This is a genomic window from Granulicella aggregans, assembly GCF_025685565.1.
In the GTDB taxonomy this organism is placed as follows: Bacteria; Acidobacteriota; Terriglobia; order Terriglobales; family Acidobacteriaceae; genus Edaphobacter; species Edaphobacter aggregans_B.
In genome coordinates this window covers 1,285,969-1,302,157 of record NZ_JAGSYE010000001.1, presented here as the reverse complement: position 1 = coordinate 1,302,157, position 16,189 = coordinate 1,285,969, and the positions used below count along the sequence as shown (strand labels likewise).

General features: G+C 60.6%; 17 protein-coding genes. 6 read left to right on the top strand and 11 right to left on the bottom strand.

Going from position 1 to position 16,189, the window contains the following annotated elements:
* Positions 1 to 4: 4 nt before the first annotated feature.
* Entirely contained in the window at positions 5 to 487 is a 483-nt protein-coding gene (gene ruvX, locus OHL18_RS05210; RefSeq protein WP_263373764.1) for a Holliday junction resolvase RuvX, read from the bottom strand.
* A gap of 114 nt (positions 488 to 601) precedes the next feature.
* Between ruvX and OHL18_RS05205 the strand changes: the two genes are divergently transcribed.
* Together OHL18_RS05205 and OHL18_RS05200 are read left to right on the top strand one after the other, a co-directional pair.
* Positions 602 to 1,477: an LpxI family protein gene (locus OHL18_RS05205; protein ID WP_263373763.1), complete on the top strand. Its 876-nt coding sequence runs from the start codon at positions 602 to 604 to the stop codon at positions 1,475 to 1,477.
* Between the two features lie 46 nt (positions 1,478 to 1,523).
* A complete protein-coding gene (locus OHL18_RS05200; protein ID WP_263373762.1) occupies positions 1,524 to 2,066 on the top strand; it encodes a peroxiredoxin in 543 nt (180 codons plus the stop codon).
* A gap of 144 nt (positions 2,067 to 2,210) precedes the next feature.
* Here the strand turns inward: OHL18_RS05200 and OHL18_RS05195 are convergent, their stop codons facing one another.
* The 6 genes from OHL18_RS05195 to OHL18_RS05170 form a co-directional block, all read right to left on the bottom strand.
* On the bottom strand, positions 2,211 to 3,164 hold the full coding sequence (locus OHL18_RS05195; protein WP_263373761.1) for a histone H1-like repetitive region-containing protein: 954 nt from the start codon (positions 3,162 to 3,164) through the stop codon (positions 2,211 to 2,213).
* A 240-nt stretch (positions 3,165 to 3,404) separates the two neighbouring features.
* Positions 3,405 to 5,249 carry a lytic transglycosylase domain-containing protein gene (locus tag OHL18_RS05190; RefSeq protein WP_263373760.1) on the bottom strand — a complete coding sequence of 615 codons (1,845 nt, stop codon included), beginning with the start codon at positions 5,247 to 5,249 and terminating at the stop codon, positions 3,405 to 3,407.
* 131 nt (positions 5,250 to 5,380) lie between these two features.
* Positions 5,381 to 8,359, bottom strand: a complete 2,979-nt coding sequence (gene bamA / locus OHL18_RS05185; protein ID WP_263373759.1) for an outer membrane protein assembly factor BamA — start codon at positions 8,357 to 8,359, stop codon at positions 5,381 to 5,383.
* A 198-nt stretch (positions 8,360 to 8,557) separates the two neighbouring features.
* A complete protein-coding gene (locus tag OHL18_RS05180) occupies positions 8,558 to 8,743 on the bottom strand; it encodes a CPXCG motif-containing cysteine-rich protein (RefSeq protein ID WP_263373758.1) in 186 nt (61 codons plus the stop codon).
* A complete protein-coding gene (locus OHL18_RS05175) occupies positions 8,736 to 9,749 on the bottom strand; it encodes a threonine dehydratase (RefSeq protein WP_263373757.1) in 1,014 nt (337 codons plus the stop codon). The genes OHL18_RS05180 and OHL18_RS05175 overlap by 8 nt, the downstream gene beginning before the upstream one ends.
* Complete coding sequence (locus tag OHL18_RS05170; RefSeq protein WP_263373756.1) at positions 9,742 to 11,928, bottom strand: molybdopterin-containing oxidoreductase family protein; 2,187 nt, start codon at positions 11,926 to 11,928, stop codon at positions 9,742 to 9,744. The genes OHL18_RS05175 and OHL18_RS05170 overlap by 8 nt, the downstream gene beginning before the upstream one ends.
* Positions 11,929 to 12,009: 81 nt before the next feature.
* On the opposite strand from OHL18_RS05170, the gene OHL18_RS05165 reads away from it, so the two are divergent.
* Positions 12,010 to 12,636 (top strand): TMEM175 family protein, encoded by a 627-nt coding sequence (locus OHL18_RS05165; protein ID WP_263373755.1) that lies wholly within the window; start codon positions 12,010 to 12,012, stop codon positions 12,634 to 12,636.
* 17 nt (positions 12,637 to 12,653) lie between these two features.
* The gene (locus tag OHL18_RS05160; protein WP_263373754.1) at positions 12,654 to 13,127 is read left to right on the top strand and encodes a YybH family protein; all 474 of its coding nucleotides are present in this window, start codon (positions 12,654 to 12,656) and stop codon (positions 13,125 to 13,127) included.
* A 264-nt stretch (positions 13,128 to 13,391) separates the two neighbouring features.
* Here OHL18_RS05160 and frr read toward each other — a convergent pair whose 3' ends face one another.
* Together frr and OHL18_RS05150 are read right to left on the bottom strand one after the other, a co-directional pair.
* Positions 13,392 to 13,976 carry a ribosome recycling factor gene (gene frr / locus OHL18_RS05155; protein WP_263373753.1) on the bottom strand — a complete coding sequence of 195 codons (585 nt, stop codon included), beginning with the start codon at positions 13,974 to 13,976 and terminating at the stop codon, positions 13,392 to 13,394.
* Between the two features lie 103 nt (positions 13,977 to 14,079).
* Positions 14,080 to 14,340: a hypothetical protein gene (locus OHL18_RS05150; protein WP_263373752.1), complete on the bottom strand. Its 261-nt coding sequence runs from the start codon at positions 14,338 to 14,340 to the stop codon at positions 14,080 to 14,082.
* 79 nt (positions 14,341 to 14,419) lie between these two features.
* Between OHL18_RS05150 and OHL18_RS05145 the strand changes: the two genes are divergently transcribed.
* Together OHL18_RS05145 and OHL18_RS23225 are read left to right on the top strand one after the other, a co-directional pair.
* Positions 14,420 to 14,656, top strand: a complete 237-nt coding sequence (locus OHL18_RS05145) for a hypothetical protein (RefSeq protein WP_263373751.1) — start codon at positions 14,420 to 14,422, stop codon at positions 14,654 to 14,656.
* Positions 14,657 to 14,935, top strand: a complete 279-nt coding sequence (locus tag OHL18_RS23225; RefSeq protein WP_396273937.1) for a type II toxin-antitoxin system RelE/ParE family toxin — start codon at positions 14,657 to 14,659, stop codon at positions 14,933 to 14,935.
* Here OHL18_RS23225 and OHL18_RS05140 read toward each other — a convergent pair.
* On the bottom strand, positions 14,932 to 15,234 hold the full coding sequence (locus OHL18_RS05140; protein WP_263373750.1) for a hypothetical protein: 303 nt from the start codon (positions 15,232 to 15,234) through the stop codon (positions 14,932 to 14,934). The two genes, OHL18_RS23225 and OHL18_RS05140, sit on opposite strands and share 4 nt — an antisense overlap.
* Positions 15,235 to 15,242: 8 nt before the next feature.
* Entirely contained in the window at positions 15,243 to 16,178 is a 936-nt protein-coding gene (gene lipA, locus OHL18_RS05135) for a lipoyl synthase (protein ID WP_263373749.1), read from the bottom strand.
* Positions 16,179 to 16,189 lie beyond the last annotated feature (11 nt).

Sequence of the window (16,189 nt, the reverse complement as noted above, 5' to 3'; positions counted from 1 at the left end):
GAGCCTAGTCCCGCTCTCGGGCGACGCGGCTGGCGCGGGCATCGAGCCAGGATTGAAGGATGAGGACGGCGGCTACCTGGTCGATGATGTTCTTCCGACCCATGGTGGCATGGCCGGCGTCGTCGAGATGGCGATGGGCCTGGGTGGTGGAGAGGCGCTCGTCCCATAGGTGGATCGTGAGGCCGAACTCTGCGCGGATCTCTTCGGCGAAGGCCTGGGCCTTTGCGGCCTGCGGACTTTGGTCGCCGGACATGTAGAGAGGGTTGCCGACGACAGCCTCGGTGACGGAGTGCTTACGCAGGACGCGGGCTACGGCCTTCATGTCGGCTCGACGATTGGTGCGGTGAAGGGTGAAGACGGGTTGCGCGGTGAAGCCTAGGGGATCGGAGAGGGCTACGCCGATGCGGCGGTCACCGACATCGAAGCCGACGATGCGTGGCGGGAGATCGGATGTTGCTGGTTCCGCGATTGGGGTGTCTTGATCCACAAGGCAAGTGTAACGAAATGAGGGTAGTGGCTGCCCCACTCATCGCATGAGACAAGAGCGCGATGAATGGGGCACAGGGTGTTCGTGAGTGTGTGATGCCATAAACTTGTGGCTATGGCGCGTGCCCCGATACTTGAAGACAGGCTGGGATTGATTGCGGGCAACGGGCGCTTCCCTTTCCTGCTGCTGGATGCGGCGCGGGCGCATGGACTCACGGTGGTAGTCGCGGCGATCAAAGAAGAGACAGATGCGGAGATGAACAAGCGGGCGGCGAAGGATGCCGGCATTCGCGTGCACTGGCTTTCGCTGGGGGAGCTCTCCCGGCTGATCGAGATGTTTCACGCCGAGGGAGTGGGGCGTGCGGTGATGGCCGGTCAGGTGAAGCATAAGCAGATCTTTTCCTCGATCAGGCCCGATTGGCGGCTGGCGAAGCTGCTGCTCTCGCTGCGGACAAGGAATACGGACATGCTGCTCGGAGCGATTGCGAAAGTGCTGGGTGATGAGGGGATCGAGTTGATCTCGTCTACGCAATATCTCGAGCCATTGCTGGCGAAAGAGGGCGTGATGACGCGGCGCGCACCAAACAAGACGGAGATGGCGGACATCGCGTATGGGCGAACGGTGGCGCGAGGGGTTGCGGGGTTCGACCTGGGGCAGACAGTGGTAATCGCGGCGCAGGCATGCGTGGCGGTGGAGGCGATGGAAGGAACCGACGCTACGATCGCTCGTGCGGGAGCTCTGTTTGCCGCGATGGATGATCAGGGTGAGGCCTCGACGCTGAGCCGGTCGCTAACGGTGGTGAAGGTGGCTAAGCCGAACCAGGACATGCGGTTCGACGTTCCGGTGGTGGGCATCGCGACCATTACGGCGATGAAGGCCGCGGGCGCTACGTGCCTTGCACTGGAGCCGGGGAGAACGCTGATCTTCGACGTGGAAGCGGTTGTGGATGCGGCCAACAAAGCGGATATTTCAATTACCGTCATCCAATAGACGGGGGTAATCCGTCATACTTAGTACGCACCTCAGGAGATCGAACATGAAACGCATCGCCACCCTGGCCGCCTCGGCCGCATTGGTTATCGCAGCTTCCGTCTTCGCAACGCGGTCGCACGCCGCCGACCTCGTCGCCACTGGCACACCTGCGCCAGCCTTCACGCTTCCCTCCCAGGACTCGCCCGCCGTCAGCCTGAGCGACTACAAGGGCAAGTGGGTTGTGCTGTACTTCTACCCGAAGGACAAGACTCAGGGCTGCACGATTGAGGCCCATAATTTCCAGCGCGATCTGGACAAGTACAAGGCGCTGAACGCTGTGGTTCTTGGCGTGTCTCTGGATTCGGCGGACAGCCACCGGAGCTTCTGCAGCAAAGAGAGCCTCACCTTCAAGCTGCTTGCGGATACCGACCACAAGGTGGGCGATGCCTACGGCGTGACCGTACATGACATGCCGGGAATGAAGTTCGAAGCGCGTGAGACGGTTCTGATCTCGCCTTCGGGCAAGGTCGCGAAGACATGGGACAAGGTCGATCCTGCTGTTCACAGCGAAGAAGTGCTGGCGGCGATCTCTTCCATGAAGAAGTAAAGCAAACACGATGAAGAAGTAAGACAGTTATCAGCAGACGCAAAAAGGCCCGGGCTCTCAGGATTGAGGAGACCGGGCCTTTTTGCTTGCCTTACGTTCGGTTATGCGAGCCGGATCAGGTTGCCATGACCGGCTGCAGGAAGACTACTTCGCGGCTTTCTTCGCGACGGCCTTCTTGACGACTGCCTTCTTCGCAACGGCCTTCTTCACGACAGCCTTCTTCGCGACGGTCTTCTTCGCTGGGACGGCGGCCTTCTTCGCGACGACCTTCTTCGCTACAGCCTTCTTCACAACAGCCTTCTTTGCTACTGCCTTCTTCGCTACTGCTTTCTTGGTTGCCAAGGTAATACCTCTCTTCGTTGGAATTTTGCTGCTCGCAGTGCTCTTGTTGCCAACCGCCTTTTTAGGGGCAGCCTTACCGCCGCGCAGAGCACTGGATGTCTTCGCGGCAGAACTTGAGATCTTTTTGGCGACGGACTTCTTCGCGACCGTCTTCTTTACGGCTTTCTTAGCCACTTTTTTAGCAACTGCCTTCTTCGCTACTTTCTTAGCGACCGCCTTTTTCACGACAGCTTTCTTCGCTACCTTCTTGGCGACTGCCTTCTTGGCTGCCTTCTTCGCTACCTTGGCCGGAGCTTTCTTCGCAGCAACCTTCAGCGGAGCTGCCTTCACCGGCGCGGACTTCTTTGCGGCAGGCTTGATCGGAGCCGTTTTCTTTGCAGCCTTCTTCACCGTCTTCTTCGCGGCCTTCGCGGGAGCAACTTCAGCGACGGGTGCGGGCTCCGGCTCAGGCACGACTGCCAACTCGGTGGCGGGTGTATAGCCATCGACCGGGTTCGGAGGAGCAGCGGGGAGATCCGCTTCTTCCTTGTGCGTGGACTTGACGAGAAGGTCGTCGGCGTCATCGTCCTCTTCATCGTCGCCAGAGTCGAGCGTGACCTCTCCCTCATCGTCGTCCTCATCTTCATCATCGTCGATGGAGAGTTCTTCATCGTCATCTTCGTAGTCGTCGAGATCAGCGTCATCGTGGTCTGCGGCGGCCTTCATACCCGTCATCTGTTCCAGCGCTTCCGGCTCCATGAATCCATCGAACTTCATTCCGCTCTCCCCTGCTGACTTTGCTTTTGCGATCTGAAGAGGGAGTCGAAGACAACCTCTTCGTGAAGACTCTCAACCTAGGATGCACAAGTCTTAGTGCACGAATACATCGTGATGAGAATCTAGCATCAGTCTGCCTTGCAGACACATCGATGGCAAGAAATCTTTTTCAAGAGGTAGCTTGTACAACACCACATGAGACCGTGCAGGGCGCACGATGAGAGGCTCGCGATGCGATGGTTAGTGCTTCTTGCGATGCGAGGAGGTTGCCGCGCCCTTCGCGTTGCTGGCCGCATGAGTTGAAGAAGCTTTGCTCTTCGCTCCACTGCCGCGCGAGACCTTGTTAGAAATCCCCTTGCTGGACGCGGCTTTTGTGCGACCTGCAACGGCGGCGCGACCACGCTTCACATGCGAGCGCATAGCAGGAGCGAGACGAAGCGGAGCAGAGACGGAGAGTACGCGCCCCGGCTTGAGCGCGCTTGAAGAGAGGTGGTTCCAGTTGCGAAGATCTTCAGGCGATACATTGAAGCGATCGGCCACGATGGCGAGAGTATCGCCTTGCCTGAGAGTGTAGTGCTGAGAGTGACCGACTCCGCCAGAGACAGCGGCGAGCGGGATGACGAGTTCATCACCGGGAGCGACGGCGTCCGCAAGGCCGATGCCATTGGTCTCCGCGATCTCCGATGCGCGGCCATGCAACGACGCAGCGATACCTTCGAGCGACTCGCCAGGCTTCACGGTGTGGAAGCGCCACGACATGCGCTTGTCATCGGGGATGGCCTTGATTCGATCGAGGTAGACGTCCTTCGTGCCGACGGGGACGTGAAGGTCGAAGTCGGAGGTGCCCGGCGTGCTGAGTCGAAGCAGGCTGGGATTGAGAGCGACGATCTCCTGCACGGTTGCGTCGGTGAGATCGGCGACGAGGCGAAGGTCGACGGGATAGTCCGTGGTGACGGTGTCGTAGACGACAGCGGGCATGGGCACCATCTTGTCGAGGCCATACTTCTCGGGGTTCTTCGCCATGATGACCGCGGCGAGAATCTGAGGCACGTAAGCCTTGGTCTCCTTGGGCATGGCGTTGCGGCGATAGAGCTCCCAGAAGTCGGCGTAGCCGGTGCGCATGACAGCCTTTTGCACGTTGCCTGGGCCCCAGTCGTAGCCGGCCATGGCGAGGTACCAGTCGCCGAACTGGTTGTAGAGCGCCTTCATGTACTTTGCGTAGGCACGCGTGCTCTTCTCGGGATCGAAGCGTTCATCGACCCAGCCGCTGCGCGCGAGGCCGTAGGCCCCTGTGGGCATGAACTGCCAGATGCCGCCCGCCCCCGAGCCGGCATTGAGCGCCTGCGGCTGAAAGCCCGACTCCGCAACCGCGAGGTAGATGAGGTCCTGCGGGACGCCTTCTTCCTTGAGCACCTGCTGCATCATCGTCTTGTACTTGCCGGCGCGCTCCATGCTGCGCAGCATGTGAGCGTGGAAGGAAGGCGAGTTGGCGAAGTAGCCGATGTAGCCCGCGACCTGGTCGTTGATGACGAGCGGCAGGTCAGAGGTGGAGATGGTGAGTTCCTGCTTGAGCTTTTGGGTGAGCTCGGGGTTCGCAGGAAAGGTGACCTCATTCGCGGCTTCATCGATCGGGGCAGCTTCGAGCACGGGCGAGAGACCATTGCCCTGCTTCAGGGCGTCCATCTCGAGCGAGTTGATCTGGTTGAGGAGGCGCTCGAGCTCGTCGGAGAGTTGAGGATCTTTCTTGAGATCGAGGCCGCTGGCGAGCATGGTGTCCACGGCTAGATCGAAGTCCTGTCGGGCGGCGTCGAGGCGGCCACCGCGATAGTTGCTCACACCACTCTGGTAGGCCTTCTCGACTTGTGCGATGAGACGTTCAGCTTGCCTTGCGCGGGCTGGATCATTGGCCTGGGAGGCGGCCTGAACCGCAGCCGAGGGCGCGGACGATGGCTTCGGAAGAGCAGGGGCAGTGGCCGATGCGGACGGCTGAACGGCGTCATACTGCTTAGGACAGCCTACGAGCATGACGAGCGGGCCAAGGCATAAGGCAATTCCGAATCGCTGCAGCAAATTTTCCAGAGTCATCCGCGACCTTTACGCCCTGCTGAATTAGAGACGAATCATCCGCTGGAATGAATCGCCGGCTCGACGAGGTTGCGACATGCAAAAGACCTGCACGCTACCGTGCAGGTCCTGTGTCTGTCATCTCCATACGCCTAGAAGGTTGTGCTCACCGTCAGGCGGAAGGTCTTACGCGGCTCGCGAAGCTGATAGTCCGCGCCGTAGAACTGAAGTGCCTGCTGATAGCTGTACTGACCAGCACCGGAGGTCGGGAAGAGAGCCTGGAAGCATTGGGTCGAGCCGGGCGCACAGGTGTTGGGCAGAGCGAGCTTCTGGGGCAGCGTCTCATAGAGGCGCAGCGGGTTGTAGGCGTAGTAGATGGTAAACGGCGCGTTGACGATCGGAAGGACGACCGAGAGGTACGCTCCGCTCGACATACGAGGCACGAAGTTGGTGTGCGGGACGGTGTCGAGCCGATCCTGGGGCGACGGGCTGAAGTCGACCGTCTGTCCGCCCTGGCAGGCACCGTTGACAATCTCCGGGCAGCCGTAAGAGGCGCTGGTGATCGCCGACGACCCGGCGACGCTCTCGCGCAACTGGCTCTTGACAAGATCGCCGACGAGGCCGAAGTCGGTGAAGAAAGCGAAGGTCGCCTGGTTCACGATGGGGATACGGTATTCCAAGTTGCTGGTAAAGCTGGTGTCCGCACCAATCGCGACGAGGCGATAGACGGGGAGCGGAATCTGGACGTTGCCGAGGCTCGGGTTCGTCGGGTCACGCGGGACGATGGAGCCGTCGGGGTTGGTGAGATTGAAGAGGACGCGATTCGGAATGAAGGTGTAGGGCGAAGCGGCGCGGATGTCAAAGCCACGAACGTCGTTCTCGCCACCACCGTAGATGCGGTTGAAGGGAGGCGCTACTTCTCCACCGAAGCCCTCAACGTGAGCCAATTGCACACGGTAGGCCAGGACGTTGTGGCCCTCACGATTGATGCGCAGACCCTTCATCGGGAAAAACTGACGGTAGCTGGCGACCGGCTGGAAGTACTTGATGTTTCCGCCAGCACCCGCGACCTGGACGGCGAGGTTGAAGTCCTTGCCATTGTGCGGGCCGACTGCGCGGTCAAGGGTCGAGAAGGTGAAGCTCGGGGTGATGACCGAGGTGATGATGCCGTTCAGCTGATTCTGCCCCTGGATACCGGAGCGGAAGGAGAGCGACTGGAAGACGTTGCGGGTGTTGTCGTTGAACGTCGTGATGTTCGATCGCGACAGCGAGTAGGAGACACCGACGCGGGCAACGCCTGAGCGGCTGAAGAGATGGCGGAGGGGCTCGCTGGCGGAGAGCGTGAGGCCGGTCTGCGACTGGTTGTAGTTTTGCAGTTGCGACTGCTGGGCCGCGGAGAGGTTGGCCGAGGTGCTGCCGGTTGCACCGTAGCTCTTCGAGGGGTTGAAGTCGCGCTTGCTGCTGAAGACCTGGAGTCCGACCGAGATGGGCTTGTTGCGCAGGTAGGGTTCGGTGAAGCCGAAGCTGAGCTGGCGGGAGAGGTCGCCGATGTTGGCATTGACCGAGAGGGTTTCGCCAAGGCCAAGGAAGTTGTTGGTCTGGTAGTTAAGCCCGATGAAGCTTCCCGAAAGACCGCTGAGACCACCGTTGAGGCCGATGGAGTTCTTACCCTTTTCTTTCAGCTTCAGGAGCAGGTCTACCGTTCCGTCGTCCGCGTTCTGGCGGCTCTCGGAGTCCTGGTCTGCCTTCAACGTGTCGAAGTAGTTGAGCTGGTTCAGGCGAAGGATGGAGAGATCCCAGAGCCGGCTGTTGTAGACCTGACCCTCTTCAAGGAGAAGTTCCCGGCGGATGACCTTGTCTCGGGTGATGGTGTTGCCAGTGAACTCGATGCGCGAGACGTAGAAGGGCTTGCCCTCGTCGATGTCGATGTCGAGGAAGATAAGCTTCTTGGCTTCATCGAAGCGCGGAACCGGGCTACCGACCATGTTGATGTAGCCGAGCTCGCCGTAGGCCTTGCGGAGCTGGTCAACGCCCTTGCCGAACATGGTGGCGTTGAACCACTCGCCATCCTTCTGCGTGAACTGGGCGCGCAGAACCTTGACGTTCGAGACGGCCTTATTGCCGGTGAAGGTGATGCCGCCGAGTCGGTAGCGTTCGCCCTCTTCGAGCGGGATGAGAATGTCGATCCGCTTGCCCGTGGAGGGGCGCAGGGTGAAGAAGTTGAGGCCGCCCGCGTCGCGCACCTTGGTGATCGGCTCGCTGGGCTGGGCCTTGAAGTAGCCCCGGTCGCGATAGGCGAAGCGGACGCGCTCCGTGTCTTCGTCAAGTTTGCTGGCGTCGAAGGTCTTGGCGAAGAGGTTCTCGAGGATGATCGAGTGCGGAATGCCGATGGGCTTCAGGTTCTTCATCGCATTGCGAAGCGTGCGATCGGAGAGGCTGTTGTTACCCTGGAAGGCGATCTTGCCCACCTTGACGGTCGGGCCCTCCTTGATGGTGAAGGTGAGGGCGACGGCGGCCGGAGGAATGTCCTTCACTTCGGTCTTGATGGTGGCGAACTGGTGGCCGTGCTCCGAGAGCAGGTCCTTGAGCGTGTTCTCGGCGCGCTTGATGCGGGTGGGATCGTACTGGCTTTCGACGGTTAGGCCGACCTTCGCCTTCTTGAAGCGCTCCTGCACATCGGAGAGCGAGACGGCGTTGAGGCCCTTGTAGTTGATCTCGCGGATGGTGGGCTTCTCGCGGACGTAGACGATCAACTGAATGCAGGCGGGGCTGTCTACGCGCTCGATGCGAACGTTCTCGAAGTAGCCGGTGTTCCAGAGAGAGTTGAAGTCACGCTCGACGGTCGGCTGGTCGTAGGGATCGCCCTGGCGGCTGAAAAGGCGCGCGAGGACGGACTCCTTGGGGATGCGCCGGTTGCCGATGACCTGGGGCTGACAAAGAACCTGCGGCGTCGCAGGCGCAGGAGCGAAGATGTTACTGGTGGGGCTGCCGGTTTGGGCCAGCGCTGCCGGGATCGCCGTGGCGGCCACGAGGGCTACCGCGGCGGGCATCAGAAGACGGGTCAGGATGCGGGAGACGGTGGGGCGGTCACACGCTGCATGGGTCTGATTCATCAGGCTTATCGGGCTCATCAGGGAGCTTCCGCTCTCTCGTTTCACGGTAAAAATACGCACACCCTCACTGCTCTCGAAATCACGCCCAGACCAATTCCCGGGGAAGTCTCGATTATACCTGTGGAACCGGAGGCGTATAGCGGACGGGAGCCGGTACAGGTTGCCTCCGGATCTTTGCTGAGGAGTTTGACTCGGGAAATGGGGAAGCGATACGGATCAGCTTTCGAGTTCCGCGTAGATGGTGTAGGCCTGAGCCGAGATGTCCCACTGAATGGTGAGGACGTTGGGCTGGCAGCAGACCTGGCAATCTTCGACATATTGCTGGCGCGAGCCGCCAGATTCGTCGACGGTGGTTTCGATCCATTCGCCGCAGCCTGCGCACTGGAATCCGGCTTCATGCACCGGACGAATCTCCCCTTAGCACGGCGGCGAAGACGTCGCTGTCTACGTTGCCCCCGCACAGGACGGTGCCGAGTCGGCTGCCTCCGATCGTGTTGCCTGTGGAGCGATCTTTGAGCAGGGCAGCGAGGCCGGCAGCGCCTGCACCTTCAGCGACGTTGTGGGTATGGGAGAAGTAGAGGCGCATGGCCTCGGCAATGTCTTCGTCGGTGACCTCGACGATGCGGGAGACGCCCTTGAGGAAGACCGCAAGGGCTGCCGGGTCAGGCGTGCGGCAGGCTACGCCATCGGCGATTCTGGTGGTCGAGGGATACTCGACGACATGGCCAGCGGCGAAGGAGAGCGCGGAGGCTGGAGCGAGGGTTGAGGTGACACCTACAATTTCTGTCGCCAGACCGAGGGCATCGCGGACTGCGATTGCGCCGGCGATTCCAGTGCCCATGCCGATGGGGACGTAAAGGACCTCAAGCGGCGGAGCGGACGTGAAGAGTTCGAGCGCCCAGGTGGCGACGCCAGCGACGAGGTGAATGTCGTAGCTGGGGACGCGATGCCATCCGTTTTCGGCGGCGAGATACTTGACGTGCTCAACGGCGGCCTGGAAGTCTGCGCCAAACTCGATCAGCTCCGCACCAAGGCAGCACATCGCCCGGTTCTTCTCGACACTGTTGCCGTGGGGTACGACGATAACCGCGCGCAGACCGGCCTTAGCGGCGGCGAAGGCGATGGACTGGCCGTGATTTCCGCGCGTGGCCGAGATTACCGTTGTGACCTCGGGATGCTCACGGCGGAGCCAGTCCATGTAGACGATGCCGCCGCGGATCTTGAAGGCACCGACGGGGTTATGGTTCTCATGCTTGATCCAGACCTCGGCGCCGGCGCATTGGTCGATCTGCGGCCAGCGGTACTGCGGCGTAGGAGGCATGAAGCCGTAGACGAGCTCCGCTGCCTGATGAATCTCCGCGAGCGTGGGAAGTGTCCCCAGCGATGAAAGTACAGGCGTATCAAGCATGAAGTGGTGCCTTTCTTACTTCAACCAGAGTGGAGTAGAAGGTGGCGCCGCCGCCGATGTCGGTGAGGGTCTCCGAGGTAAGGGCGTTGACGTTTGCGCCGGCACCGGAGAGGTCGCTGCCCAGCTTGGCCCAGTCGAGGCGGGCAGCGACGACGCCTGAGCCCACCTTGTCGCCGATGTGGGCGCGGAGACGGATGCGCCCGCGGCCGTTGAAGATCTCGACCTCATCGCCGTTGACCACGCCGCGAGGGGCTGCGTCATCCGCATGCATCTCAAGCAGGCCAGCGGTGCGAGACTCCATGCGCTGATGAGTGGGATGGTTGGCGAAGGTGGAGTTCATAAAGTTGTCGGCCTTGCGCGGCAGGAATTCGAGCGGATAGTCCGCGGCGTTGGCGCGGGACTCCTGCGGTGCGCGGAAGACGGGGACGGGGATAAGTTCTCCCTTACCGCTGGGGGTTCGGAACCAACTCGCATCGCTGAAAGGAAGTGTGTCGCCGTTGGCATCGATGGGAAATTGCAGAGGGACGTGGCCTTCGCGTTCCAGGCGGGCGCGGTCGATACCGGCGAACCACGCAGCGCGGTGATCGTGCGAAGGGGGTGCGAGCGTCTGGTCGATGAGATCGTCGACGGTGTCTGAGAAGCAGGCTTCGGTGAAGCCCATGCGGCGGGCGAGTTCGCTGAAGACGGCGACGTTGTTGCGGACCTCGCCGAGCGGGGCGATGGCCTGGTCGGATATTTGAACGAAGAGATGGCCGTAGGCTCCCTGCACGTCTTTGGTCTCGAAGAACGTGGGTGCGGGAAGGAGAATGTCCGCGTAGTCGGCGGTGTCGGTGAAGAACTGGTCGTGAACCACGACGAACAAGTCTTCCCGTTTGAGACCGCGCAGGACGGCGTTCTGATTGGGAGCGACGGCAGCGGCATTAGAGTTATAGACGAAGAGCGCTTTTACTGGAGGGCCGTCTTCTTTGTGCTCTCCAAGCGTGGTGAGGGCGTGGCCGAGTTCCGACATATTGACGACGCGCGCGGGACGGCCAAGAGGACTGGCGAGCATGAGGTCGAGGCGCTGGAGGTCGTCGTTATTGAAGGGGAAGGAACCGGAGGTGGAGAGCTGGACGCCTCCGCCACGATATTTCCACGCTCCCACGAGTAGAGGAAGCATGGCGACGGCGCGGGCGGCGGTGCCACCGTTCTGGCTGCGCTGGATGCCGTAGTTAAGACGGATGACGGCGGGCTTGCCTGTGCGTCTTTGCGTCGTGGCGTAGGCGCGGGCGAGGGCGGTGATCGTCTCGGCGTCGATACCGGTGATGCGTGCGGCAGCTTCGGGTGCGTGCTCGGGCTTGAGGGCGTGGGCGCGAAGCTCGGTGAATCCGTGGGTGTTGGCGGCGATGTAGGACGAGTCTTCAAGGCCATCGCGCAGGATGACGTGCATCAGCGAGAGCGCGAGAAGAGCGTCGGTGCCGGGGTTGATGGCGAGGTGCTGGTCGGCGAGCGCGGCGGTCCGTGTGCGGTAGGGGTCGATGACGACGAGCTTTGCTCCATCGCGACGGGCCTCTTCAATGAACGGCCAGAGGTGGATGTTGTTGCCGTGGATGTTCGCGCCCCAGGCGATGATGAGACCTGCGCGGGCGAAGTCCTGCGGGGGCGGTGCGAGCTTGACGCCATACACGCTGAGCAGTGCGGCTCCGCCCGCAGAAGCACAGATGGTGCGGTCAAGCTGCGAAGCCCCGAGGCGATGGAAGAAGCGGCGGTCCATCGAACCGTAGCCGAGCTGGCCGATGGTTCCGGCGTAGCTGTAGGGAAGGATGCTCTCGGGGCCGAACTCATCGGAGATGGATTGAAGGCGCACGGCAATGGTGTCGAGGGCTTCGTCCCAGGAGATGCGCTCGAAAGCCTCGAGTTCCCTACCCTGTGCGAGCGGCCCCTTCGCGATGCCGGCTTTGCGACGCATGGGGTAGAGGAGACGGTCCGGCGAGTAGACGCGGTCGAGATACTTCGCGACCTTGCCGCAGAGGAAGCCGCGGGTGACGGGATGGGCGGGGTCGCCCTGGATCTTGGTGGCCTTGCCGGTGAGCTGGTCGACCGTGATGAGCACGCCGCAGGAGTCGGGGCAGTCATGCGAGCAGACCGCGTGGACGACGCGGCTTGCGTCATTTGCCTGTTCTGCAGCGATTTTCTCCATGCGATAAATTCTACCGCCACCGTCCTATCATCGCGGGGAAAGCCGATGTATGCTACCTGCCAAGCTCTCCACGAAGACACCATGTCAAAAAAGCATGTAAGCCCGGCCCGACTCGAAGCCTTCTCCGACGGAGTGATTGCCGTCATCATCACCATCATGGTGTTGGAGTTGAAGGTGCCGGTACACGATGGGCTCGCTGGACTCACTTCGATTCTGCCGACGCTGGCGGTGTATGCGCTCTCCTTCACGTTCACGGGCGTGTACTGGATCAACCACCACCATCTTGTTCACCGGACGGACCAGGCAGATGAGCGAACGCTGTACGCGAACCTATTCTTCCTCTTCTGGCTGTCGCTGCTGCCCTTCTTCACCGGCTACCTGCTGGACATGAAGATGAGTTCGTTTTCCGTGCTGCTCTACGTGTTGCTGATGATCATGACGGGAGCGAGCTTTCTGGTGTTGCGGCTCACGATCGGGAGGTATCTTCGGGAGACGGGCAGGCTGGAGCAGGAAGACGCTGCGGCAGAACGGAAACATTGGATCTCGCTGGGACTTTACGTGGTAGCGGTGCTTTGCAGCTTTCCCTACCCCCGCATCGCCCTGGGTATCGTCGCCCTGGTGATGGTCGTATGGGTTCTACCCACTGCGAAGATCGATGCGATTGAACACTGTGTCGATGTACATAACGAGAAGCAACAACAGACATAAAACCTTGAGGTCCCGCGATGCTGTATTGCTATCTTCGTAAGTTCGCTCTCGCTTCCCTTCTCGTCCTTACCGTGGCATCGCCTTCGCTGGCGGTCTCGCAGAATCAGTTGAAGACCGCAAGTCAGCAAGAGCTGGACGTGATCAAGGTGCTGCTGAAGCAGGAGGCGGCATGGGACCGGGGAGATATCGACGGCTTTTTGGAGGGCTACAAAGACTCGCCCGACACGCTGTTCATTAACAACCTGATCCAGCGCGGGTTTGCGGGGATGAAGGCGGACTATCACCACAACTATCCGAACAAGGAGACGATGGGACAGCTTACGTTTTCGGAGCTTGAGGTGCATCCGATCGACGACAAAGTGGCGGTGTGTGTCGGGAAGTACAAGATTGAGCGGTCGAAGAAGAATGGCGGGAATGCGGAGAGCATCTTTTCGATGGTTTTTGAGAAGACCGATGCGGGATGGAAGATCGTGGTGGCGCATGCGACGTAGGCCAAGGGCTGTCCTACCGGACGGTCCCGCTGCGCGCGGAGCGGTCACTTCGTGATAGGTATTGGGCTTTGCGCGGCCCTTCCGTTGGTCGGGAATAAAATCTTTATGACGACCAACGGGAGTCCCGAGCGAAGCAGTCACGCGTCACGAAGTGACCGCCGCCCGCGCAGGGCGACCGTCCGGCAGGACAACAGCTTCTATACAACGCAAACGAGCGGGCCAGTTTCATGGCCCGCTCGTTTGCGTTATCGATGTAGAGCGTGATCAGACGGTCATGATCTCTTTTTCTTTGGCCTTACAGAGATCTTCGATGCGCCGGATCTCCTGGTCGGTGAGCTGCTGAACTTCATCATTGGCGCGCTTCTCGTCGTCGGCGGAGATGAGCTTGTCTTTGGCTGCCTTCTTGATCTGCTCGTTGCCGTCGCGGCGGATGTTACGGATAGCGGTCTTGTGGTCTTCGAGCGTCTTCTGAAGCTGCTTGACGACGTCCTTGCGGCGTTCTTCCGTCATCGGAGGAACGGGGACACGGATTACCTTGCCGTCGGTCATGGGGTTGAGGCCGACGCTGGAGGTGCGGATGGCCTTCTCGATGGCCGAGACCATACCCATGTCGTAGGGCTCTACTTTAATGAGCGTCGGCTCAGGGGTGCTGATCTGCCCCATCTGCGCGATCGGCGTGTCGGTGCCGTAGTAGTCGACCTTGATTTGGTCGAGCATGTGGACGTTCGCCCGCCCGGTGCGCGCGGCGAGAAGATGCGCGCGGAAGTCCTCGACGGACTTCTCCATCCTTGACTTGAGTTCCTGATGCGTTCCCTTGAGGGCGTCAATCCCTGCCATTGCCGATGCCATAGTCTTTCGATCCCTTCGCCGGACGCGTAAAGCGTGCCAGTCGTGTGTTTCTACCGAATATCAGTTTACGACGTTTGGGAGCGGCAATGGCTAGTCGGGAAGGTCATGATTTATCGGGAATAAGGCTGGAGCCTAGGCCGCGGTCGGACTTTTTCTTGCGTGTAGGGTACTGCTTCGTCTCCGTGGGCGGTGTGAGGGTGGCCTGTACCTGCTCTTCGACGCCGCTCCAATAGCGGATATCGGCGGGGCGGGCGGAGGGAACAGTCTGGCGCATACGGCAGTACCAGAGCGACCACTCGAGCTCCTTGGCGTTCTTGTTCTTGATGGCGGCTTCGATGCGGCGGACTTCGGAGAATGGGGGCATGGTGGCTCTACCGTTACTGTAGCTTCGGATCGCTGGAATTTGGATTGACAGTGCATTTGGCGCTGTCTAGGCTTTGATTATGGAGATCACGCTCACGCCCGAACAGGAAGCACGGCTAATCGAGATGGCCGCGATTGAAGGCAAGACGCCTTCGGAGTTCGTAGCGAATAGCTTATTTGATATTAGCTACGCTGCCGACTATGACGATGAGCGGTTCCGCGAAACCATTCGTCAGCGTGTTGCTGAAGCAGATGCGGGTGTCTTCATCGGGGAAGACGAGATGGACGCTCGCGTTCAGCGGATGCTGCAGCGATAGATGCAAATCAGATGGCTACCTTCGGCCGCCGAAGACCTTGAGGGCATTCACGAGTATCTGAGCAGCAATCATCCCAATTACGCGGCAAGAACCATCCGAGCGATATACGAGGCTGTTCAAGGGCTCAGAAGGTTTCCTTATCGCGGGCGGCCAACTTCGGAGCCGGGTGTCCGGGTGATGCAGCTACCGCGATCGCCCTACCTGATTTTCTATCGCCTGCATGAGGGGGCGATTGAGGTGCTTTATATCCGACATGGAGCGCAAGACAATCCTCTTTAGAGGAGGATGGATATCTGTTTGAGCGCCTCTGCCGTTGATCGCATGTGTTCGCGCGTGACAGGAGGGCTCATGCCCATGCAATCTCTGACGATGGCAAGAAGGTGATCCTGAAGTTCGTCCACCGAGCCGCCGCGAGACAGTATCGCGTAGACGCCGCCAAGATAGGATTTGTATTCATCCTGAGCATTGGGTTCATTAGCGATCCCGATCGGATCCCATGTATCGAGAAGGACGCGCCGGATATCCGCACGAATCTCGCGGGAGCGCTCTTTCCGCATAATAGGGTCGCGCGGCTGCATCGTTCTCTCTACGCCAGCCCGGTTGATTCCGCCTGCTCCTGCGCGTGGTAGCTTGACCGCACCAACGGTCCGCTTTCCACGTGTTTGAAGCCCATGGCGAGGGCTTCGTGCTTGAGGAATGCGAACTCGTCGGGGGTGTAGTAGCGGGTCATCGGGAGATGATCGCGGCTGGGGCGGAGGTACTGGCCGATGGTGAGGATGTCCACCTTGCGGTCGGCGAGGTCGCGGAAGACAGCGAGGAGCTCGTGCATCTCTTCGCCCATGCCGACGATGATGCCGGTCTTGGTGACGATGTTCTCGTTGGTCTCAGCGGCGATCGATTTCGCGTTGGCCAGGAAGGCGAGTGATCGCGGATAGCGGCCGCCCGATTTGGCGACGCGGTAGAGACGCGGGACGGTCTCGATGTTGTGATTGAGGATCTCGGGGTGCGCGGCGACGACCAAGCGAAGCGATTCATCGTTGCCCTGGAAGTCGGGGGTGAGGACTTCGACGCGGCAGCCGGGGGCCTGGGCGCGGATCTCTTCGATCACAGAGACGAAGGCGCGTGCTGCGCCAAGGTTGTCGTCGTCGCGATTGACGCTGGTGATGACGGCGTGGGCGAGGCCTAGCTGGGCGACGGCATAGGCGACGCGGCGCGGCTCATCGAAGTCGATGGGTTCGGGCTTGCCCTTGGGCACAGCGCAGAAGCCGCAGCGCCGGGTACAGAGGTTGCCGAGCATCATGAAGGTGGCCGACTTCTGGTTCCAGCACTCGCCGATGTTGGGGCACTGGGCGCTCTCGCAGACGGTGTGAAGGTTCAGCTCACGCGCCATCTTCTTCAGATTGTGGAAGGTCTCGCCCATAGGGGCCTTGGCCTTGAGCCACTCAGGCTTGCGGGCGGGCTTGCGCGGGGCGAGTTCGATCTGGATGAGGTCTGAGTTGAGTCCTGCGGGCGAGGTAGCCATCGGGTTCTATT